Below are 20,017 nucleotides of genomic sequence, written 5' to 3'. Positions count from 1 at the left end.
CGCTCTTGCACCTACGGAAATTCACCGACAGCGCACCTGACGACGGCATGATTAGCCCGGATTGTCTGGCGCTAGCGTCCTAGCCAAGCCTACCCGACCATTGCTCATCTTGCGGTTGCTCCTGACGGCTGGGCTCGGCGCCGTGGCCCTACTGCTTTCTTCGGGCAAGGCCAGCGAGCCCTCTTGTCAGGCAGTCCGGCATGTAGGATTATAGTCCTCGTTGCGGCGGTCCCATCAAAACGGAGATCGCCAAATGGCCAGAACCAAACCTTCCGAACAGCTTTCCCGGGCTGAAATTGAGCGCTTCCTGGCGGCAGCCGAAGTGCTGCACAAGAGCATCGTCGGGCCGCTCCTCGCGTACCACAGCGAACACTACCAATCTCTACGTGATGTCCACGGACCGCTGTTGAAGTCGATTGATTACCGGCAAGAGGGCGCCATTCATCCAGCCGAACATGACAGGGCCGGCACAGCCGCGGGAGAAGCCGCCGGGCTAGTTCTCCTCGCGGAAGTCCTGCAGTGAGGCGTGGCGGAGGTCCTCCTCGCCGCGCAGGTGCTTCACACGGCCGATCAGGCCCGGCTTGACCCATTGCGTGGCCGGTCGCTTCATGCCCTTTGGCGCCGGCCCAGCGTGCTCCTGGACCCGCTCCCATAGACGTTCGCGGATCGGCCGGCTGGAGTTGATGAACGCCGACCCGACATACTGCCCGGTCTTCCGATCGGCCATCAGAGCGAAGGCAGGCTTGCCCGGCTCCCGCTCGACGCCGAGCAGGTCGTATTCCTCCACCATGTAGCTCTTGGTCTTCAGCCAGGCTGTCGACCGGCCGCTGCGGTACTTGCTGTCGCGGCGCTTCGAAACCATGCCTTCAAGGCCGGCTTCATCGATCAGGTGGAATATGGCTTTAGCGTCGCCGGGCAGCGCCTGGCTGAATTGGATGCGAATGTTGGCGGGGATCATGCTTTCAAGGATCTCACGCCGTTCCTCCAGGGCCATGTCGCGCAGATCGTGGCCGTTGAGGTGAAGGAGATCAAAGGCAACGAAATAGAGGTCGTGCTGCCGGCGTGTGATCGCCTTGCGCAGCGCGGCGAAGTCGGAAAGGCCGGCTTCGTTCAGGACGATCATTTCTCCGTCTAAGATTGCGCTCTCGGCTCCGAGCTCTGCGCTTGCGGCCACGATGTCGCGGTATTTGGTTGTCCAGTCGAGCCCGCGGCGGGTGTAGATCCGCGTCCCGTCCTCATCGATGACCATCTGGGAACGGTAGCCGTCAAACTTCACCTCGTGAGTCCATCCATCGCCCTCGGGAGGCTTCTCCACCAAGATCGGCATCAAAGGCTCGATGAACTTCAAACGCATGCACTGACCCCACCCGGCGATTTAAGCCGCGAGCCCGAAATCGGTTCCGGAACATTTTAGACGAATTGCATGTTTGAAGAGTTATGAAGATTGAAGCCGACGAATGCCGGTCAGGCAACCTCCCACTTCGGCGCCGGCCTTTTCATTGCACCCCGCGCGGGAGCCGCCTTGGCTGACGTCCATTAGCTCCCGCTCATCTTGACCCCGGGTGCAATGTATTGTCCGTATATGAACTCGACGAGTGAGGGCACTGCATCGCCATGTAGGTGGCCGGCCCCCGCGGCTGTCGAGCGATGTTTGAGGGAGCAGCGCATTGTTCGTTGATTACTACGAACTCTTGGAGATCAGCCCAAACGCCAACTCGGAGACACTTGAGCGAATATTCCGCTACTTTGCGATGCGCTATCATCCCGACAATCAGCAAACTGGAAACGAAGCCCGCTTCAGCGAAATAGTAGAAGCACACAACGTCTTGAGGGATCCCGTTAAGCGCGCCCAGTACGATATCTCCTATCGAGAGCATGCCGGTGAGCGGCTTAAATTGGTCGAGGAGGCAAGCGACCCCAAAGGGGTCGAGAAGGACGCTTTGGTCCAGGCCAAACTGCTTTCGCTGCTCTATGTGAAGCGCCGCCAGGATGTCGGCAATCCGGGCATTGGCGACGTCGAAATCGAACGGTTGTTAGGCTGTCCACCAGAGCATCTGGAGTTTCATCTCTGGTACATGAAGGCAAAGGGGTGGATTGCAAGAATTGAGAACGGGACAATCGCGATCACGGTTGAAGGCGTCGATCGCGCCGATTCCGAACTGCGTCGCGATACCAGCACTCGGCTCCTGAGTAGAGACTAGAAAGCCGTCACACGGGTCGAGAAGGACGCCGTAACGGTCAGCCTGGGTGGCCCGGTGGTGACGGTCGCGCCTGATGTTGTGCGGCTGGTGAAGGTCTAGCTTTCCCGACCTTACCGCCCTAACGGCTGCTTCGAAAGCGAGAGAAGTTCGGCCTCATCTTTTATCCCGGCCATGTAGTTGGCAATGATCCGAGAAGCCAACCGGCTCTGCCCATCAGGTGATTGGTCGTCGACCAGTTTAAGCTGCTCGAAAACGCGCCCTAGCAAGGCCAATTCGGCAGGCTTAAAAATCCCGGCATCCACGGCTTTTCGTCTGATGGGCATGACTAGTGTTCTTCCCTCACAGTCTCAAGCCGCCAACCTGAAATCGGTTCCGGAACATTTTAGCTAAAGTGAATGTTTCAATTTTATGAAGATCGAAGCCGCTGAATGCCGGGCAGCGTTGACGCTCATCCGGCGCACAATCGAGGACCACTGCCCGCCCGGCGTGCTGCCCAGCGAGGAAGCTGTGAACGGTCTCTATGGGCCGGGGCTCATGGATGAGGCGGAAGCGCTGGTTGCTGCCATCGTCGCAACAATCGACCAGATGCAACTGCGCGTGATGGTGAAACCACCGTCCCCAAGTATCAAATAGACACCGACACAGGGAAGTTCGCTTCGGCGCGACGGTGGGCTCGCACCGACCGGGCAGGTGATGCGAGCCCGGCCGAGTCTTGCGGGACCTCGACCAGCAGCGATCACCCACTCGCTGCCGTTTTATCAACAAGCCCCCAAATTTCAGGTTCCGCTTATGCACAAAAAAGCCCACCAACCGTTGAGGTAGTAGGCAGTTTTGGGAGACACTGATATGGGAACAGTGCGACCGCCCGAAGTGTTTCGAGGCGACGATGTTCCAGGGGGATTCACAGATTCGCGCTTTTGATGTTCAGCGAAGGGCGGCAAGTTGCTCGCTTCGGGGGAGCTTCCAAACCTAGACGAGAAGACTGATCGCCAGCGAAAGCGACGGCATCTGCCTCATTTTCGAATGCTCGGGAATACGTTTCACCGTTCCTGCCTACGATGCGAACAACCCACTCGCCCAACGAATGGCCGATCTCTAGGAAGAGGGAAGACGAAGAAGGCGGCCGGTACGTGACGCTCGGGAGGCTTGTCCCGCCAAAATCGGCTTCATCATCGGAGGAATGAACTTCACGCATGCACTGACTCCCGAGACCGCGAGTCAATTAGCGCGTGCTTAATTAGTTCCGGCGCGTTTTAACGAATCGTTGACCGCGCTGTCCCAGAATAGGACGGCGCGGTCAAACCCCAACCTTGGCTGCGCAGGCGGCTCTGGCATCGAGTTCCACCCCGAACTGTCGGAGCCGCCACCCACATTCCACAATTTACCAGCAATGGTTGAATCAACCGTTACTGCACGTGCTTTCCATTGCGCTTCCCTGATCGTTAGACTTTGGCGGAACAAACAGGGGATTCACAGATTCGGCGCTTCGATCTAGACTCGACCGATGGAAACGATCTTTGACGATCTCTCCCAAGCCCTGAGAGAGCCCCGCCAGGACGCGTGGCGCCCTGTCCGCGCCTTCGCCCTCGATCTTGCCGGGAAGCTGTTCCTAGGCCTCGCTATAGGCCTGGGTGTTGGCTTTGGAATGGCAATCGCGGGTTAGCCGGCCCCGATCAGGTAAAACAATGCGCTAAGAACCGCAGCGACTGATGCCCCGGCTAGGAGCATGAGGCGGCGGTGCTGTTTGCGCCGATTGGCAGGCTTCTTCCCGTCCGCACCCGCGTATGCGCTGTAAATTCGCCGCCCGTCGTCACCGAACCTATCGCTGTTCGGGTAAGCCTTCTTAGGCTTGGATCTCGGTCGAAGTATTTTCATGGCCTAGCCCGGATCGTGAACAACACCCGAAGTTTAGCGGCTCCTGATGTATGGACTCAAGCGTGGAATGGACGCATTCTTTGCACGGGGGAGAGAGGGCGTGGGCAAAGTCCAGCGTCATGGAGGGGCTAACCAGGCCGACCGCTGGCGCAAGAACGCCAAGCGGCGGCGGTTGTAGTACGGCGAGCGCTGGTTCTGCAGCGAGGCGGAGGCATGGGCCGCCGGCTGGCGCAAAGCGAGGCGGTAGCACGGTAGACACCACCACGTGCAGGCCCGTCAGCCCGTCATCATGGTACGAGCTAGCGCACCGCCGACTTTGCTTCAACATCGCTGATGGCGGCTGCCACACGGCTTTCCTTCATTCGCATGGTTCGCGGAGATTAGCATGATCGCATATTCTCACCGCATCCGGCGTCGTCTCCCTCACAAAGCAACGCCGGTAAGGCTCGACGCCCTCCTTTCCGTCCCCGTTGTGTGTGTCCAAAGGAGGTCGCCGGGCCTGCCGTTGCTAATCTTTGCAGGTGTTTGCTCCTGATGGCTGCGCTTGGCGCCGTGGCCTACCTCTTCCTTCGGGTTAAGGCCAGCGACGCGCTTGCCACGCGGCTTGACATGTAGGATTAAAGTCCTCGTTGCGGCGATCCCATCAGAACGGAGCGCTGCACAAGAGCATCGTTCGGGCTGCTCCTGGCGTACCACAGCGAGCACTACCAAGCTCTGCGTGAGGTCCATGGACCCCTGTTGAAGTCGATTGAGACCATCACCGGCCAGAAGGCGCAGTTCATCTAATGGAACGGGACAGGATCGGCACAGCCGCGGAGAAGCCTCCGGGCTAATGCGAAGCTTCGCGCACCTCTCGCCGCCGCATCACCTCTAGGCTTCGAAGACGCTTTCGACCTACCGTTGATTTCGTCGGCAGGGATGTCCGCCTTCTCGGCCGCTGTCGTCAATTGGCCGCGATGGGATCGCCCCGCGCCACAAAGGGGAGTTGCTCGGCCACCCATCTGTCCAGAAACTTCAGGCCGCGAACACTCATTCCGGTAGCCCAGAATTAGCATCGAGGAGCGTACGATAAAGGCTGTCGACCTCCTTGTCATCGAACGCCTCGGTCAGCTCGCTTTCCGCGATCCCCTCTGCCTCCGCGTCGGCGACTAGGCGTTTTGCGAGCTGCTCGATCTCCGCTCGCTCTTTCGGCGCACCAGCGTCGGACAGATCGTGTTTTTTTATCCATTGGTTCAAGAAGAGAACGGCCGGCTTGCTCATTCGGGAACACCTGGGGCAAAGTGCACGACGGCATCGACCAGCGTCCGATATAGGCTGTCAACTTCTTCGTCGATCTCTTCGCGCTTGATCCTCAGGGCTTTAGCGTCGGCATACAATTTGTGTGTGTACTCACTTATCGAAACGGCGTCGGTCTTAGCCGTTTCGGGGAGATTGTTGCCGATCCAGCGATCGAGAAAGTTGACGCCGCGTGTGCTCATGAAGCCTAAGCTCGATCTAGCGCTTAGGTTCCAGCAGGGCGCTCGACGGCGGCTTCGTCGACCTCGGCTTCCATCTCGTCGTTGACAGCCCTAGTCTTACCCATGCCGGCCATGGGCACACCGTCGAAGCCTTGCAGCCACACGTCGGCATGCTCTTCCCAGTAAGGCGGCACCGCGCGCTCCTTGCCATCCTTCTGCGCTTGAGCACCGTACATCCACGCATAGGTGGCACGCTCCTGATCCTTCTTAGCCACGGCCATCTGTGTCGTCCTCTCGAAAATCTTGCAGAGAGGCGTGCCGCAAATCTTCCTCGCCGCGCAAGTGCTTCACTCGTCCGATCAGTCCCGGCTTGACCCATTGTGTCGCCGGCCGCTTCATGCCCTTGGGTGCCGGCCCACCGTGTTCCTGGACCCGCTTCCATAATCGGTCGCGGATCGCACCGCGCGAGTTGATGAAAGCCGAGCCCACATATTGCCCGGTGGCCCGATCGGCCATCAGGGCGAAGGCTGGCTTGCCCGGCTCTCGCTCGACGCGAGCAGGTCGAATTCGTCCACCATGTAGCTCTTGATCTTCAGCCATGCCGTCGATCGGCCGCTGCGATATTTGCTGTCTCGGCGCTTCGAGACGATGCCCTCGAGGTCAGCCTTGTCGACGAGGTGAAAGATGGCCTTCGCTTCCCCAGGCAGAGGCTCGCTGAACTGCATACGGCTACCCGGCTCGATCATGCTGGCCAGGATCTCGCGACGCTCTTCCAACGCCATATCGCGCAAATCGTGGCCGTTGAGGTGCAGCAAATCAAAGGCGACGAAATAAAGGCCGTGCTGCCGGCAGGGTGATCGCCGAGCGCAGTTCGCCGAAGTCGGACAGACCGGCATCGTTGAGCACGATGATCTCGCCATCGATGATCGCACTCTCGGCGCCGAGCTTGGCAGCCTCTTTGACGAGGTCGCGATAGTTGGCTGTCCAGTCGAGCCCGCGGCGGGTGTAGATGCGCGTACCGTCCTCGTCGATTATCATCTGAGGGCGGTAGCCGTCGAACTTCACCTCGTGCGACCAGCCATCGCCCTCGGGAGGCTTCTCCACGAGAGTCGGCATCAACGGTTCGACAAACTTCAAACGCATGCACTGACCCACCACCCGGCGATTCAATTAGCATGAGCTGAAAATAGTTCCGGAACATTTTAATCGACTGGAAATTGTTCGATAGCGATGTCGAAGCTATCAGACCCCGGCCCGCCCGTCCCGGTTAAGCGACACGGCGCCGAGCCGATGGAGCGGTTTGCCAAGAAACTCACTCTTCGCGCGAAGGAACAAGCGCTAGCACAAGTGCACGAGCGGGAAACCCTGCGAAACCAAATCGCCGAAGCCTACAAAAGCCTGGCTGAGATGTCCGAAATACTCAAGGCCGCAGATCTTGCGGACGGGCGCCTGAAAATGTACCGGCCGCACTATGGAGGCAATTTCACTTGCCCAATCTGTTGGGTGGAACGCGGCACTGTCAGGATTCTCCGTCCCGAAGATGAGCCGAATCATGCGTACCGCTGCAAAGCATGCGATTTCAACGAACTGAATGATCAATGACAGAAAAAGCACGTCAGCGAGCAATACCGTGCGCTTTATCGAGATAAAAAAGCCCGCTGCCGGGCCTTCAGGGTTATAATCGTCAGCCCACTCAAGCCCGGTCACCGTTTGCGCCCTGGTTGCCAAGCGCGAGTGGCGTGCAACCAAATCGATAACTCGTCGGAGCCTCTATTCTCATTTGCGCCCTGAACTGCCCCCTGCCCTCAATGGTCTAGCGTCTGATTTGGGGCCGAGAGGGGACTGTCCGCTAAGGCAGAGTTCTGTCAGCAAGCTGCCGTTTAGGAGCAAGCTAGATTCAGAGTGGTTCAGGGAATTTCAGCATGTGGGGCGCTGCAGACAACGTCCTACCCGCGTGAGCGGATGTGCTCCTGGAAAACTTTGCGCCAGTCCTTGACGGTCTCGAACCCGAAGCATCGGGCAAACAGCCAACTTAGACTAAGAACGGAACTCGGCTTCATTCTGCTCTGCCAATTTCCGAGGGGTGTTCTTAGCTCCCGATAATGGACAGCAGGCCGTCGGTTAGCGTCTCCTCAAGTAGGAACACGTTGATCGAACGAAGGCTACCAGGGCTCGTTGGTCGTTCCTTCTGTCAGTTGACGTGACCGCGCGAATGCGAAGTTAGCGATAGCGGTGTCTTGAATCCCTGTTCCGGTGAGATCCGCGATCGTAATCTGGTCGGCACTGGTGCGCCCCGCCATCTCACCGGCAATGATCTGTCCGAGTTCGGCAAAGCGCGCGTTCTCGTCAACGACACCCGCATTGATGGCGTGATGCAGTTCGCCGAGACGTCTCGTTTGTGCCAGGCTGTCGGCCACATAGATGTCGGCAATGGCGATCACCTGAGGCTCGATCTCATTCTTGTGTTCAGCATCTGAGCCCATTGCTGTTATGTGCTGTCCGGGTGCAAGCCAGCGCGATAAAAAGATCGGGCTCACAGCCGGCGTCGTCGTGACAATGATATGCGCGCCTGCAACAGCCTCCTCCTGGGTCGGGCAAGCGACAACGTCGATCTCCAACTCGTCGGACAGTTCTCGCGCGGCAAGGTGGGCTTTGACTCCCCCGCGTGCCCATATTCGGGCCGAACGGATCGGGCGGACAAGCATGAGTGCTTGCAACTGAAGACGGGCTTGCAGTCCCGCGCCCAGGATGGCGGCAATCGAGGCGTCTTTGCGGGCGAGGTACTTGGCGGCGACCGCGCCGGCGGCGGCCGTGCGCAGATCGGTCAGATAACCGTTGTCCAGCAGAAGCGCCTGCACCAAACCCGTCGTGCTAGAGAGCAATATCATCAAGCCATTTGTGCTCGCCAAGCCGATCTCGGGATTGCCGAAGAAACCCGGACTGATCTTGATGGCGAAGCCGTCCAGGCCTGGCACATACGCCGTCTTGACGTCGACTTCCCCGCGATGCTCGGGAATATCGAGCCGCAGGATGGGCGGCATGACAACCTTTCCCGCGGCCAAGGTGCGAAATGCCTCCTCCACGCAGCGGACGATGTCGAGATCTAACTTCACCAAGCCCCTCAGTTGAGGCTCGGTCAAGATCTTCGGTTTTGCGAAATTCATTTGGGGCTCGCTTCGTCTGTTATGATACGGCGATGCAGTTGCATATCTATGTTGCGGCCTGACAGAACCGTCACGGTGGGACCTCGCAGGCTGCTGACCTTGTTCGCCAATAAAGCTGCTATCCCAACGGCACCAGCGCCTTCGACAATCTCGTGCTCTTGCAGGTAAGCGTGTCGGATACCGACGGCGATCTCGGCCTCGCTCAAGACAACGACATCGTCCAGGAGATCTCCGCACATGGCAAAGGTCAGCCTGTTGCGAAGACCAATGCCGCCACCCAGGGAATCCGCGAGGCTCTCGAATTCTTCCACTTGGATCGGGTGACCAGCATCCAGGCTGGCTTTCATCGCCGCGCCACGCTCCATCGTGACCCCAATAACGCGCGCTTCGGGCCGCTTGGATTTGATCGCGCGTGCGACACCCGAGGCGAGGCCACCACCGGAGAGCTGAATGAGTACGGTCGCGACATCCGGCAGGGCATCGATGATTTCCAAACCTAACGTCCCTTGGCCGGCAATGACCGCTGGATGATCGAAGGGCGGAATCGGATTAAATCCCTCGCTCAAGACGAGCCGCTCGGCCTCTTCCTGCGCCTCATCCTGTGACCGTCCTACAATGTGGACATCGGCGCCAAGGCGGCGAATCTCGACAATCTTGTTGTCCGGCACCAGGCTCGACATACATATCGTCGCCTTCACGCCACACGCTTGCGCTGCGAATGACAACGCTCTTCCATGATTGCCTGTAGAAGCAGCGATGACGCCTCGCGCGCGCTCCTCGTCGGTCAATTGAAGAAGCGCGTTGAAGGCGCCTCGCAGCTTAAAGCTTCCCGTAGCCTGATGATGTTCGAACTTGTGGTGGACGGGCACACCACAGAGTTCCGATAGCGAACGCGACGGCATGAGCGGGGTCGGAAAAATGCAGCCGCCGATCCGATCGCGGGCCCTTTCGATGTCTTCTAAATCAACCATTCAACCGTACCTTGATCGACATCGATGCAGCGGATTCGCCTGCGGTATTTGAGAGATCCATAACCCAAGCTCATCAATGACTGTGGTCCGAGGTCTGTCCGACGTGGACACCTGGCAGTCCCCAGCCCCACGCAGATCGATCGCCCTACCAGCTAACCGCGATGTATTTGGTCTCGCAGAACTCGAGAATCCCAAGGTGGGCGCCCTCGCGGCCGAGCCCGCTCTGCTTCATTCCGCCGAATGGCGCTGCGGGGTCAGATACAAGACCGCGATTCAGCCCGACCATGCCACAGTCCATTTGTTCCGAGACGCGCATCCCGCGCGCCAAATCTCGGGTGTAGACATACGATATGAGACCGTATTCCGTGGCATTGGCCAGTTCGATAACCTCGTCTTCGGTATCGAAAGTTGTGAGTGCGGCAACCGGGCCGAAAATCTCCTCAGCCGAAATCCTCGAGTCCGGCAAGACGCCGGACAACACGGTTGGAGCAAAGAAGTATCCTTGACCGTCGAGCGGTCCGCCGCCGACAAGCACCTTGGCGCCTCTCGCTGTGGCGTCGGTTACCAATTCAGTGAGGCGCTCGACGGCCTTCCAGTTGATCAACGGACCGCATTGCGATTTGGGATCGTAACCGGCCCCGACCTCCATCAACTTCATCTGCTCGACTAGCCCGGCGGAAAATGCTTCGGCGATCCCGGACTGGACGTAGAAGCGGTTCGCCGCCGTACAGGCCTCCCCGCCGTTGCGCATTTTCGCCACCATTGCGCCCTCGATGGCCGCATCCAGGTCGGCATCGTCGAAAATGATGAAGGGGGCATTTCCGCCAAGTTCCATAGAGCACGACACGACGGTTCCAGCTGCTGCACACAGCAGTGTCCGGCCGACCTCGGTCGAACCCGTGAATGAAAGCTTGCGCACACGGGGATCGTTCAGCATGGCGCTGACGACTGGGCCGGACTGCGAGGTGGTTACGACATTGACCACGCCGTCAGGCACTCCGGCTTGCTTGTAAAGGTTGGCCAGCACGAGCGCGGTCAGCGGCGTCTCCGTAGCAGGCTTCAAGACGCATGTGCAGCCCGCCGCCAGCGCCGGTCCAATCTTGCGCGTGGCCATGGCAGCCGGAAAATTCCAAGGGGTGACGAGAACAGCGATCCCGATTGGCTGGTGTTGAACGATGATCTTGTTTGCACCGCCCGGCGCTGTCGATATCTCGCCATTGAGACGAACGGCCTCCTCCGCAAACCAGCGAAAGAACTCCGCCGCGTAGGCCACCTCTCCCTGCGCGTCGTTCAAGGTCTTGCCGTTTTCCAGGCTGATGAGTTCGGCCAACATATCCCTGTTTTCGATCATCAGCTCGAAGCAGCGGCGCAGGATCTCTGAACGCTTGCGCGGAGCGGTGGCCGCCCAGTTCTTCGCTGCTCTGTCGGCGCTGGCAATCGCCTCCATCGCGTCGTCGACACTCGCATCCGCAACGGACACGATGACGTTTCCGTTGGATGGATCAATGACGTCTATGGTCTTCCCCTCCGTACCGCGTCTCCATTGTCCGTCAATGAAAAGGCCGGTGGGTAGAGAAGCGACGTCTAGGGGCGAAGAGAATTTTGCGGCAACGTTCATGTCCGCCAGCCTTTCGTTATCTTTGATCGGAGAAATTGGATTCGGAGAGTTCCGCGAGATCCACCAGTCCCGTTGGATCAGCGCCGACGAGAAGACGCTTGACGTTCTGCACGGTCGTTAACGCCGCGCTTTCCGCCTGCGTGCTTGCCGCGATATGCGGTGTGATGACCAACCGCGGATGCGCCCACAGAGGATGCTCTGGTGGCAGCGGCTCGGGATCGGTCACGTCGAGGAACGCGCCCGACAGCCTGCCGCTATCCAACGACGACACCAGCGCGTCGGCATCGAGCTGACGTCCCCTGCCGGCGTGAACGAGGCAGGCCCCGTGCGGAAGGGCGCTGAACAGGTCATCGTTCAGAATTCCGATCGTATTCCGAGTTAGCGGCAACAAGCAGACAAGTATGTCCGTCCTTGCAAGCATCTCCCGCAACCCGGCTTCGCCCCTATGGCAAGTCACGCCGCCTATGAATCGCAGCGACCGGCTCCATCCCGAGAGTTGGAAACCGAAGGGCTGCAGCCCGCGAAGGGCGGCTTCACCCAGCACGCCCATACCCAGAACGGACACCCTGCGGTCGACGGCCTGCGGATGTTGCTCCAACTCCTCCCAGACTCTACGCCGCTGCTGATCGATGTAGAGATGCAGGTTTCGATGAAGCGAAAGGACAGCCATAGCGACATATTCGACGACCATCCCGGTAATGCCCTGATCCACCATGCGAATGAGCTTCACACCTGGAGGAATCGTGGCCCCGGCAAACTGATCGACTCCCGCGCCGATGCAGAACACAGCCTCAAGGTTGGGATATCGCCGAAGGTTTTCCGGCACGTTCCAGGTCATGATGAAGCGGATGTCGTCGTCGTCGACGGCCTCCGGTTCCATGCAGAACCGAACGTCCGGCAGGTGCCTTGAGAACACCTCGGCGAACACGGTCCCTCGCGTCGCGTCACAGAGGAACAGGAACGTCATGCCGCCTCATGCATCCTTGCGACGGCGCAGCGTCTTCCGATCATGGTGCTCATACATCCAGTACACGAGCGGAATGAACCATGGACGACCGCGGAAAAACGGTACGGCCTTGGGAGCCTGATCGAAATCGAAAGCCGAGCGTGGCTGCTCCGTGTCTTCGAGGATCTTGAGCGCCGCCTTCTTGCCGAGCCACCGCGCCCACACGATGCCGGAACCGCAATAGCCGGTCGCGTAAGTGGTGTTGCCCCGCGAAAAGATGCGCGGGATCATATCCCGGTGCATGGCGACATTCCCGAACCAGCTATGCGTGATGCCGATATTGTTCAGTTCCGGGAAAAGTCTGGCGAGTTCCGTTCGCAAATGGACGGTCGGCGTGAGCGGATCGCCGGCGGTCGTACCGTCGCGCCCGCCGAACAGGATACGCGACCCGTCGGGCGTCGGGCGGTAGTAGTAGCTCAGTCTACGCATGTCGCCATACATCATGCGCGCGGGCATCAGCCGGTCCATGACCTGCTTTTCCAGCGGTTCGGTGGCTATGATCCGGCTGCGAACCGGCACCAGGCGGCGGCGTAGCCATGGATCAAACCCGTCGGTGTATCCGTCGGTGCATACAAGGAGTTTCTTCGCCGTAACGTCGCCGCGCTCGGTGGTGACCCGCACGCCTGCCTTATCGCTGGCCGATCGCAGGACCGCGGTGTTCTCGTGAAGAACGGCGTTGGTCGCGCGCGCGACGCGGATCATGCCGGCCAGCAGCTTCGCGGGCTGTAGACCGCCAATATCCATACGGACCATGCCACCAACATAGAGGTCGGTTCCGATATATTTTCGGACGTCCGATCCCTTGACGGCGAAGGTCTCGATGCCAAGGCTGTCACCCAGAAATCCGGCATGACGCCGAAGCTCTTCCGTCTCCTCGACTGTCATCGCTCCCTCGAACAAGCCGGACAGCAAGAAGTTGGCGTCAACATTCTCCGCCTCGAGGAACCGCCAAAGGTCCTGCCGCGCGGCCTGGCCTTCCAGGAGGATGCCGTTCGCCCTGTCCAGACCGAAGCGGCGGATCAGTTCCTTGCGGCTAGGCCTGATGCTGCCGCTCGCCATACCACCGTTACGGCTGGAAGCAGCCTGGCCGAGCGACTGGCGGTCGAACAGCTGGACGTGCTTGCCGGCCCGCGCCAGCTCAATCGCGGCGGAAAGGCCCGTATAGCCGCCGCCAACGATCACCACGTCGCAGCTCCCATCGAGCTTGCTGACGGGCAAAGGCGGAAAGGCGCAGTCCTCCCACCAGTATGGTGTCGATTTGATCGATATGGAAAGCGTCTGTGTCATGGGGCGATACTGCTGCTGGGTTGCAAGGAAAGCTGGGACGCCACTAGTCGCGACTAACCCAGAGCTTGCGTGTGGTTTCGATGACCTTCCAGACGCCGGTGAAACCCGGATGCATGACAAAGGCGTCGCCGGCCGTGATGCGACGCGGCTCCTTCCCGTCCTCTATCAGTTCGGATACTCCTGACAGGATAACGCAGACCTCGAAAGTCTTGCCCCTTATCGAGCGATAGGCTCCAGGCGTCGCCTCCCACACGCCGGACTGAACTATTCCGTCGGCCGTCTGTGCGATGTCCCAACTAAGAAAGCGCGGATCGCCTTCGATCAGCCTGTCTGGAGCAGGCTTGCCTTCGCGGGGTTTGGGCAGGTTATTCTGGTCGATGAAAGTGAGGTTGGACATGGTCTTTCCTTTCAGGACTGGTTTCAAGCCGGGATGGCTAAACGGCGTTCAAGAAGTTTCATCGCCATCAGCGCAATGACGCTGATCACGAGGTAAAAGGCGGCGGTTATGAGGAAGATATCCATCACCGCGAAGGTTTCGCTCATCAGGCGCTTGGCGTAGCCGGTGATCTCTAGGACCGTGATCGCGGAAGCCAAGCTCGATTCCTTGACAATGATGGCCACCTCGCTGCTGTAGGCGGGAAGTGCCTGTCGCAGCGCGAGCGGGAACTTGATACGAAGGAAGATGTGCCATGGCTTCATGCCGCAAGCTTCGGCGGCTTCGATCAAGCCCTTGGGCAGCGACTTGAAAGCCGATCGGAATGTCTCTGCGGTGTAAGCGCCGGAGTTCAGTACGACGGCGAGGATGGCTGCATGAAGCCCATCGCCGATCATCCACCACAGAACCGGGTTGTGGCGTATGAAACTCACCTGGGCCAAGCCGTAGTAGATCACGAAGATCTGCACCAGCATTGGCGTGCCACGAAATATCGCGCAATAGGCGTCGCAAAAACCGCGAAGCACCGGGTTCTTCGATCCGCGCGCAAGGCCGACCAGGACTCCCAGCGGCAGACCCAGAACAATGCCGAAGACTGCGATGAGAAGCGTGATCTTGACGCCCTCAAGCAGAAACGGGAACGCATACGCCACGATGCCCAAATCCATGTCACATCCCTCCGAAGCCGCGATTGAGGACCCGTTCGATCCTCGAGAATGCGGTTTGGCTGGCGAGCGTCATGGCGAAGAACAAGGATGCGGCAATGCAGTAGAAAAACAGCGGCGACCTCGTAATGCCGGCGGCGATCGCCGCGGTCCGCATCAGTTCCTGCAGGCCAACGACGGAGATCAGCGACGTATCCTTGATCGTCATCTGCCACACATTGTTGATGCCGCCGAGTGCGAGCCGCAAGGCGAGCGGAAAGGTAATGCGAAAGAATGTCACCATTCTCGGGAGTGCCAAGGAGCGGGCGGCTTCGAGCATGCCGAGGGGCACGGCTTGGAGAGCGCCGCGGATCACCTCGATCGAGTAGGCGCAGGATATCGCGGCAATCGCTATGACGCCGACGATCATCGGATAGGCATTCTCGGCAGCCTGCTCGTAGCCGAACGTGCCAGCAACGGTTCTTACCCAGTCCAAGGAGCCGTAGAACAGCAGGTAAATCACCAGCAGTCCCGGAATTCCGCGGATCAGGATGCTGTAAGCATCCACCATCTGTGAGACGACCACCACCTTCTGCCAGCGCAGGATGGCCAGTGGCGTCGCCACCACGAAACCGAGCAGCATGCCGAGCAACCCGATCACAATTGTCACTGCGCTGCCGCGCAGGAGAGCCAGCGCCCAGCCATGCTCCACCATCAGAACCCAGAAATCCTGCATAGACGCCTCCCATCCGCCTGCCTTGGGCAACGCCAAGGCAGGCCGCTACTATCGAAGGATCACTGCTTGCAGGGAATGGTGTAGTCGTCCTGGAACCACTGCATGGAAGCTTTTTTGACCGTGCCGTCGTTGATCATCTTGCACAGGGCCGCGTCGATCTTCGCCTTGAGATCGGTGTTGCCTTTGCGCATCCCGACGCCCATGCCTCGGCCGAGGACTTCCGGGTCATCCGTGGAAATTATCTTGACGTCGACTTTCGCGAAGTTCGCGCCGTCCGGCGTTGCCAGGAAATCGACCCACGTCGGTGAATCTCCGAAAGCTACGTCGATGCGACCGCTAGCGAGATCGGCCGTCAACTGGGTGACGGCGTCGTACGTTTTCAGATCGACGCCCGTCATCCGCTTCTCTATGAACCTGGCATAAGTAGTGCCTGTGGGGACACCGACACTCTTGCCCACGATCGCCTTCTTGATTTCGTCAAGGCTTTTCAGGCCGGCCAGCGGCGAATCCTTTGCAACGACGAAGTAAAGAGGTGTAGTTGCGTAAGGGATCGAATAGTCGATCTTTTTTTCTCGCTCGGCCGTAATGCCAAGACCTGAGATGATGACGTCAAATCGGTTGCTGTCCATTGAGGGCACAAGCGAACTGAACGTCTGGACGACGAACTTACACTGGACCTTCATTTCGGCGCAGATCCCATTGGCGATGTCAGCGTCGAAGCCGGTGACGTTGCCGCTTGGGTCGGCCATGCTGAATTTTGGCGCGTCGCCTTCGGTGCCGATTCGCAAAACACCTTCCTCGGCCGAGGCCATGTTCGCCGCCCCGGCAACGAGCAGGCCGGATGCGAATGCGGACTTGATTAGCTTGCTGATTTTCATCTCAGTTCCCCTTGTTTGGTTCTTGATTGTCCAGTGCCTGCCTTCAGGCATTGGCCGGCATCACGCTCGAAAGAAACCGCTTTACCGCTTCGCTCGCGGGGTTTCGAAACAGTTCTTCCGGCGTATCATCCTGCTCGAGGCGGCCCCTTTGCAGGAATAACATTCGGTTCGACAGCTCCCTTGCGAACCGCATTTCGTGCGTCACGAGGAGGATTGTCGCACCTTCCTCTGCGAGTTTGCGTATGATCTTCAAGACCTCTCCGACCAGTTCCGGATCGAGTGCGGAGGTCGGTTCATCGCACAGCATCAATTTCGGGCGCATTGCCAGGACACGCGCGAAGGCGACACGTTGCTGCTGACCGCCCGAAAGCTGCTGCGGGTAGCGGTCGCGGAAGGTTTCCATGCCGACCTTCGACAACGCCCACACCGCAATCTCTTCTGCCTCTTTCCGAGACTGCTTGAGCACGTAAACGAGCGCCTCGGTCACGTTGCCGAGAACGGTGCGATGCGGCCAGAGATTGAAGTTCTGGAATACCATTCCGACGTGGCGTCGAAGCTCTCTGACCGCAGCTGCGTTGACAATCTTCGGCTCTCCGCGCGCGTCGGTGGTTACCGAGATGGCCTCTCCCATGAATTCAATCTGCCCGGAAGTCGGCGTCTCCAAAAAGTTAGTGCAGCGAAGCGCGGTGCTTTTCCCGCACCCCGACGATCCGATCAGCGAGACGACCTCGCCCTGCCTAACGCTGAAGCTAACTCCGTCCAGCACCTTGGTGGAGCCGAACACCTTTGCGAGATCTTTGACCTTCAGGACTTCGGCCGGGCGTGAGATCTTGCTATGCTGCATGCTAACCGGCCACCGCGCCTTGCGCATCCATGTCTGCGAGCACGCTATCTACAGCCGCCTTGGCAATACCGACCATCTCATCGATCTCCGCCTCGGTCATCACCAGCGGCGGCGCGAACCCCAGAATGTCTCCATGCGGCATGGCGCGGGCAATGAGTCCTCGGTCGCGGGCTGCCTGCGAGATGCGTGCGCCAACCTTTAGGTCTGGATCGAAACTGGCCTTTGTTCCGCGGTCGGCGACGAACTCCAAGGCTGCCAGCATACCTATGCCGCGAACCTCGCCAACGATAGGATTCTGTGCGAATTCCGCCTTCAACCGGGCAAGAAGGTAAGCACCTTTCCTGGCGGACTGACCGGCAAGATCCTCGCGTTCGACGATGTCGAGGACGGCGTTCGCCGCTGCCGCGCTGATAGGATGTCCAGAATAGGTATAGCCATGTGAGAAGGAGCCGACGCGTGGCGTCGCTTCCTCCATTACCTCGTAGACTTTCTGTGACACAATAGCCGCCGAAAGAGGCGCATAACCCGATGTCAGGCCCTTGGCGACGGTTACCAGGTCGGGCTCGATGCCGTAGAGGTCCGATCCGAACATGGCGCCGGTGCGCCCGAAGCCGCAGATTACCTCGTCGGCGATCAACAAGACATCGTATTTGCGAAGCACAGCCTGGATCTTCGGCCAGTATCCGATCGGCGGTGGCGTTATGCCGCCGGTGCCCAGCACGGGTTCGGCGATGAACGCGCCCACGGTATCGGGGCCTTCACTCAGGATGAGCGCCTCCAGTTCATCGGCGCGCCGCACCGAAAAGTCCTGCTCGGTTTCTCCCGGATGCGCACCGCGATAGAAATGCGGGACGCCGGTACGGAGAATGCCAGAGACCGGCAGATCCATGTGGTCGTGATAGAAACTCATGCCTGTCATTGAGCCGGAAACCACGGAACATCCATGATATCCGCGCTCGCGCGCGATTATCTTCTTCTTACGCGTCTTGCCCCTCAGGTTGTTGTAGTACCAGACGATCTTCGCTTGGGTCTCGTTGGCGTCCGACCCTGACAGGCCATAGAAGACTTTTGACATCTTGCCCGGTGCCATTCGGACGAGCCGGTCCGAAAGACGCGCGAGTTCTTCCGTCGTGTGTGCAGCATAGGAATGATAATAGGCGAGTTTGTAGGCCTGTCGCGCGATAGCCTCTGCAACCTCGGTACGGCCATAACCTATGTTGACGCAGTAAAGGCCGGCAAAGCCATCGATATATTCCCGGCCGGTAGCGTCTTGAATCCTGACGCCCTTTCCCGTCTCGACGATCGTCGGATCAACGTTGCCGGATGCATAATCCTTCAAATAGGTGAAGGGATGAAGGACCGTCCTGCGGTCCATCTCCGCGATTTCAGCAATATTTACCATCTTCGTTCGCCCTTACGCGGCCAAGCCGCCGAAGCAGACATACTTAAGTTCCATAAATTCCTGCAGCCCGTGGCGCGATCCTTCCCGCCCGAGCCCCGACTGCTTCCACCCGCCGAAGGGGATAGGCGCACCCGTAAACGACGCCGTGTTGATCCCGACCATGCCGTATTCGAGCGCATCCGAAAGGCGCATCGCGCGCTTCAGGTCCCGGGTATAGACATAGGCGGCCAGGCCCATCTCGCTGGCGTTGGCCGCGGTGCGCACGTCGTCCTCATCGACGAAGCGCAGGACGGGCGCGACCGGACCGAAAGTCTCTTCCGAGGTAATAAGCATGTCGTGGCGGACATCGACCAGAAGAGCGGGCGCGACGAAGTTTCCGGCCTCCGGGCCTGGTATCGAACCCATCAGCAATCGGGCACCTTTGCTGACTGCGTCTGCCATGTGGGCGCGGCACTTCTCGACGACGGTCGTCTTCGTCATCGGCCCGATGTCAACCCCATGCTGGAAGCCGGAGCCCACGCGCAGCGCTTCGATCCGAGTCTTCAGTCTTGCCACGAAGACATCGTGGATGCCTTCCTGGACATAGATCCGGTTGGCAGCAAGGCAGTCCTGGCCCGAGGTGGTGAATTTGGCGGCGACGCAGCCTTCCAACGCCTCGTCCAGGTCGGCATCGTCGAACACGATGAAGGGTGCGTGCCCGCCGAGCTCCATAGAAACCTTCTTGATCGCTACCGCGGCCTTGGCGAGCAGAAGCCTGCCGACCTCGGTGGAACCCGTGAAGGAGAACGCACGCACCCGTTCATCGGCGAGCAGGCTGTCCGTCAGACGTGTCGGGTCGCCGGTTAGGACCTGGAAGACGCCCCGTGGCAGGCCTGCGCGATGCGCCAGTTCCGCCAAGGCGAGGGCTGAGAGCGGCGTTTCAACGGCCGGCTTGACGATGACCGGGCAGCCAGCTGCAAGGGCGGCGGCTGCCTTCCGGGCGATCATGGCGCTCGGAAAATTCCACGGGGTGACCGCGGCGCTGACGCCGATCGGCTGCATGGAAACGAACAGGCGGCTCCCCGGCTTGTGCCCGGGTATCGTCTCGCCGTAGGCACGCTCGCCTTCGGCGGCAAACCATTCGATAAAGCCGACGCCATAAAGAATCTCGGCCTCGGCTTCGGCCAAAGGCTTGCCCTGCTCGGCCGTCAGGATGATGGAAAGGTCATGGCTATGGCGTCTGATCAGCTCCGCCCACGACAAGAGTATTTTTCCGCGATCGCGTGCGAGCCTGTCGCGCCAACCGCCAAAGGCGGTATCGGCGGCATCGATCGCCCGATTGACGAGCGCCGCGTCACAGTCTCCTACATGGGCTATGACATCGCCAGTCGCCGGATCGGTGACCGCGCTAACACTGCTATGCGCTTGCCATTCGCCGTCGACATAGGACCCTGCACGCAGCAACTCCGTATCGCTGAGACCAGCGAGGGCCTGCCGTGCCGTCATGATCGTGTTCAACATA

At 59.5% G+C, this 20,017-nt stretch carries 21 protein-coding genes and 1 pseudogene; 3 read left to right on the top strand and 19 right to left on the bottom strand.

What is annotated here, in order from left to right; translation table 11 throughout:
* Positions 1 to 253 precede the first annotated feature (253 nt).
* Positions 254 to 523, top strand: coding sequence for a hypothetical protein (locus ACYG9Y_RS02645; protein ID WP_245260362.1), 270 nt, complete (start codon positions 254 to 256; stop codon positions 521 to 523).
* Here the strand turns inward: ACYG9Y_RS02645 and ACYG9Y_RS02640 are convergent.
* Positions 494 to 1,354, bottom strand: a complete 861-nt coding sequence (locus ACYG9Y_RS02640; RefSeq protein ID WP_023737750.1) for an ATP-dependent DNA ligase — start codon at positions 1,352 to 1,354, stop codon at positions 494 to 496. The two genes, ACYG9Y_RS02645 and ACYG9Y_RS02640, sit on opposite strands and share 30 nt — an antisense overlap.
* A 313-nt stretch (positions 1,355 to 1,667) precedes the next feature.
* Here ACYG9Y_RS02640 and ACYG9Y_RS02635 point away from each other — a divergent pair, with 313 nt between their 5' ends.
* A complete protein-coding gene (locus tag ACYG9Y_RS02635; protein ID WP_023749100.1) occupies positions 1,668 to 2,201 on the top strand; it encodes a J domain-containing protein in 534 nt (177 codons plus the stop codon).
* A gap of 110 nt (positions 2,202 to 2,311) precedes the next feature.
* Here the strand turns inward: ACYG9Y_RS02635 and ACYG9Y_RS02630 are convergent, their stop codons facing one another.
* Positions 2,312 to 2,524, bottom strand: coding sequence for a hypothetical protein (locus ACYG9Y_RS02630; RefSeq protein ID WP_023737749.1), 213 nt, complete (start codon positions 2,522 to 2,524; stop codon positions 2,312 to 2,314).
* Between the two features lie 85 nt (positions 2,525 to 2,609).
* On the opposite strand from ACYG9Y_RS02630, the gene ACYG9Y_RS02625 reads away from it, so the two are divergent.
* Positions 2,610 to 2,834, top strand: coding sequence for a hypothetical protein (locus ACYG9Y_RS02625; protein WP_023737748.1), 225 nt, complete (start codon positions 2,610 to 2,612; stop codon positions 2,832 to 2,834).
* 2,271 nt (positions 2,835 to 5,105) lie between these two features.
* Here ACYG9Y_RS02625 and ACYG9Y_RS02620 read toward each other — a convergent pair.
* The 17 genes and pseudogenes from ACYG9Y_RS02620 to ACYG9Y_RS02540 all read right to left on the bottom strand — a co-directional run bounded on the left by ACYG9Y_RS02620 (position 5,106) and on the right by ACYG9Y_RS02540 (position 20,016).
* Positions 5,106 to 5,336 (bottom strand): DUF768 domain-containing protein, encoded by a 231-nt coding sequence (locus tag ACYG9Y_RS02620; protein WP_023737745.1) that lies wholly within the window; start codon positions 5,334 to 5,336, stop codon positions 5,106 to 5,108.
* Positions 5,333 to 5,554, bottom strand: a complete 222-nt coding sequence (locus ACYG9Y_RS02615) for a DUF768 domain-containing protein (protein WP_023737744.1) — start codon at positions 5,552 to 5,554, stop codon at positions 5,333 to 5,335. Before ACYG9Y_RS02615 ends, ACYG9Y_RS02620 begins: the two co-directional genes overlap by 4 nt.
* Before the next feature lie 23 nt (positions 5,555 to 5,577).
* Positions 5,578 to 5,814 carry a hypothetical protein gene (locus ACYG9Y_RS02610; protein WP_023737743.1) on the bottom strand — a complete coding sequence of 79 codons (237 nt, stop codon included), beginning with the start codon at positions 5,812 to 5,814 and terminating at the stop codon, positions 5,578 to 5,580.
* A pseudogene (locus ACYG9Y_RS02605) lies at positions 5,801 to 6,676 on the bottom strand (ATP-dependent DNA ligase). The gene ACYG9Y_RS02610 and the pseudogene ACYG9Y_RS02605 overlap by 14 nt, the downstream one beginning before the upstream one ends.
* Positions 6,677 to 6,871: 195 nt before the next feature.
* Positions 6,872 to 7,240 carry a hypothetical protein gene (locus ACYG9Y_RS02600; RefSeq protein WP_156929736.1) on the bottom strand — a complete coding sequence of 123 codons (369 nt, stop codon included), beginning with the start codon at positions 7,238 to 7,240 and terminating at the stop codon, positions 6,872 to 6,874.
* Positions 7,241 to 7,695: 455 nt separating this feature from the next.
* On the bottom strand, positions 7,696 to 8,697 hold the full coding sequence (gene eutC / locus ACYG9Y_RS02595; protein ID WP_031253226.1) for an ectoine utilization protein EutC: 1,002 nt from the start codon (positions 8,695 to 8,697) through the stop codon (positions 7,696 to 7,698).
* Complete coding sequence (gene eutB, locus ACYG9Y_RS02590) at positions 8,694 to 9,668, bottom strand: hydroxyectoine utilization dehydratase EutB (protein WP_031253225.1); 975 nt, start codon at positions 9,666 to 9,668, stop codon at positions 8,694 to 8,696. The genes eutC and eutB overlap by 4 nt, the downstream gene beginning before the upstream one ends.
* 145 nt (positions 9,669 to 9,813) lie before the next feature.
* Positions 9,814 to 11,286 carry an NAD-dependent succinate-semialdehyde dehydrogenase gene (locus ACYG9Y_RS02585; RefSeq protein WP_023737737.1) on the bottom strand — a complete coding sequence of 491 codons (1,473 nt, stop codon included), beginning with the start codon at positions 11,284 to 11,286 and terminating at the stop codon, positions 9,814 to 9,816.
* A gap of 16 nt (positions 11,287 to 11,302) precedes the next feature.
* Positions 11,303 to 12,253, bottom strand: coding sequence for a 2-hydroxyacid dehydrogenase (locus tag ACYG9Y_RS02580; protein ID WP_023737736.1), 951 nt, complete (start codon positions 12,251 to 12,253; stop codon positions 11,303 to 11,305).
* A 6-nt stretch (positions 12,254 to 12,259) separates the two neighbouring features.
* Entirely contained in the window at positions 12,260 to 13,579 is a 1,320-nt protein-coding gene (locus tag ACYG9Y_RS02575) for an NAD(P)/FAD-dependent oxidoreductase (RefSeq protein WP_023737735.1), read from the bottom strand.
* Between the two features lie 43 nt (positions 13,580 to 13,622).
* Positions 13,623 to 13,976, bottom strand: a complete 354-nt coding sequence (locus ACYG9Y_RS02570) for a cupin domain-containing protein (RefSeq protein WP_023737734.1) — start codon at positions 13,974 to 13,976, stop codon at positions 13,623 to 13,625.
* A gap of 23 nt (positions 13,977 to 13,999) precedes the next feature.
* The gene (locus tag ACYG9Y_RS02565; RefSeq protein WP_023737733.1) at positions 14,000 to 14,680 is read right to left on the bottom strand and encodes an ABC transporter permease; all 681 of its coding nucleotides are present in this window, start codon (positions 14,678 to 14,680) and stop codon (positions 14,000 to 14,002) included.
* A 1-nt stretch (position 14,681) separates the two neighbouring features.
* Positions 14,682 to 15,371: an ABC transporter permease subunit gene (locus ACYG9Y_RS02560; protein WP_031253223.1), complete on the bottom strand. Its 690-nt coding sequence runs from the start codon at positions 15,369 to 15,371 to the stop codon at positions 14,682 to 14,684.
* An 80-nt stretch (positions 15,372 to 15,451) separates the two neighbouring features.
* The gene (locus ACYG9Y_RS02555) at positions 15,452 to 16,270 is read right to left on the bottom strand and encodes a transporter substrate-binding domain-containing protein (protein WP_023737731.1); all 819 of its coding nucleotides are present in this window, start codon (positions 16,268 to 16,270) and stop codon (positions 15,452 to 15,454) included.
* 43 nt (positions 16,271 to 16,313) lie between these two features.
* On the bottom strand, positions 16,314 to 17,114 hold the full coding sequence (locus ACYG9Y_RS02550) for an amino acid ABC transporter ATP-binding protein (RefSeq protein WP_031253221.1): 801 nt from the start codon (positions 17,112 to 17,114) through the stop codon (positions 16,314 to 16,316).
* 1 nt (position 17,115) lies between these two features.
* The gene (locus tag ACYG9Y_RS02545) at positions 17,116 to 18,516 is read right to left on the bottom strand and encodes an aspartate aminotransferase family protein (RefSeq protein WP_023737729.1); all 1,401 of its coding nucleotides are present in this window, start codon (positions 18,514 to 18,516) and stop codon (positions 17,116 to 17,118) included.
* 12 nt (positions 18,517 to 18,528) lie between these two features.
* On the bottom strand, positions 18,529 to 20,016 hold the full coding sequence (locus tag ACYG9Y_RS02540; protein WP_023737728.1) for an NAD-dependent succinate-semialdehyde dehydrogenase: 1,488 nt from the start codon (positions 20,014 to 20,016) through the stop codon (positions 18,529 to 18,531).
* Position 20,017: the final 1 nt, after the last annotated feature.

It is taken from the genome of Mesorhizobium sp. W050 (assembly GCF_054719535.1).
Note: the sequence above shows the minus strand (reverse complement) of the source record. Positions and strands in the feature narration are given on the sequence as shown.

What these genes read in the sequence shown, in the direction of transcription:
- ACYG9Y_RS02645 (WP_245260362.1), top strand. Translation starts at nt 254, where the DNA reads ATGGCCAGAACCAAACCTTCCGAACAGCTTTCCCGGGCTGAAATTGAG.
- ACYG9Y_RS02640 (WP_023737750.1), bottom strand. Translation starts at nt 1,354, where the DNA reads ATGCGTTTGAAGTTCATCGAGCCTTTGATGCCGATCTTGGTGGAGAAG.
- ACYG9Y_RS02630 (WP_023737749.1), bottom strand. Translation starts at nt 2,524, where the DNA reads ATGCCCATCAGACGAAAAGCCGTGGATGCCGGGATTTTTAAGCCTGCC.
- ACYG9Y_RS02625 (WP_023737748.1), top strand. Translation starts at nt 2,610, where the DNA reads ATGAAGATCGAAGCCGCTGAATGCCGGGCAGCGTTGACGCTCATCCGG.
- ACYG9Y_RS02620 (WP_023737745.1), bottom strand. Translation starts at nt 5,336, where the DNA reads ATGAGCAAGCCGGCCGTTCTCTTCTTGAACCAATGGATAAAAAAACAC.
- ACYG9Y_RS02615 (WP_023737744.1), bottom strand. Translation starts at nt 5,554, where the DNA reads ATGAGCACACGCGGCGTCAACTTTCTCGATCGCTGGATCGGCAACAAT.
- ACYG9Y_RS02610 (WP_023737743.1), bottom strand. Translation starts at nt 5,814, where the DNA reads ATGGCCGTGGCTAAGAAGGATCAGGAGCGTGCCACCTATGCGTGGATG.
- eutC (WP_031253226.1), bottom strand. Translation starts at nt 8,697, where the DNA reads ATGAATTTCGCAAAACCGAAGATCTTGACCGAGCCTCAACTGAGGGGC.
- eutB (WP_031253225.1), bottom strand. Translation starts at nt 9,668, where the DNA reads ATGGTTGATTTAGAAGACATCGAAAGGGCCCGCGATCGGATCGGCGGC.
- ACYG9Y_RS02585 (WP_023737737.1), bottom strand. Translation starts at nt 11,286, where the DNA reads ATGAACGTTGCCGCAAAATTCTCTTCGCCCCTAGACGTCGCTTCTCTA.
- ACYG9Y_RS02580 (WP_023737736.1), bottom strand. Translation starts at nt 12,253, where the DNA reads ATGACGTTCCTGTTCCTCTGTGACGCGACGCGAGGGACCGTGTTCGCC.
- ACYG9Y_RS02575 (WP_023737735.1), bottom strand. Translation starts at nt 13,579, where the DNA reads ATGACACAGACGCTTTCCATATCGATCAAATCGACACCATACTGGTGG.
- ACYG9Y_RS02570 (WP_023737734.1), bottom strand. Translation starts at nt 13,976, where the DNA reads ATGTCCAACCTCACTTTCATCGACCAGAATAACCTGCCCAAACCCCGC.
- ACYG9Y_RS02565 (WP_023737733.1), bottom strand. Translation starts at nt 14,680, where the DNA reads ATGGATTTGGGCATCGTGGCGTATGCGTTCCCGTTTCTGCTTGAGGGC.
- ACYG9Y_RS02560 (WP_031253223.1), bottom strand. Translation starts at nt 15,371, where the DNA reads ATGGTGGAGCATGGCTGGGCGCTGGCTCTCCTGCGCGGCAGCGCAGTG.
- ACYG9Y_RS02555 (WP_023737731.1), bottom strand. Translation starts at nt 16,270, where the DNA reads ATGAAAATCAGCAAGCTAATCAAGTCCGCATTCGCATCCGGCCTGCTC.
- ACYG9Y_RS02550 (WP_031253221.1), bottom strand. Translation starts at nt 17,114, where the DNA reads ATGCAGCATAGCAAGATCTCACGCCCGGCCGAAGTCCTGAAGGTCAAA.
- ACYG9Y_RS02545 (WP_023737729.1), bottom strand. Translation starts at nt 18,516, where the DNA reads ATGGTAAATATTGCTGAAATCGCGGAGATGGACCGCAGGACGGTCCTT.
- ACYG9Y_RS02540 (WP_023737728.1), bottom strand. Translation starts at nt 20,016, where the DNA reads ATGTTGAACACGATCATGACGGCACGGCAGGCCCTCGCTGGTCTCAGC.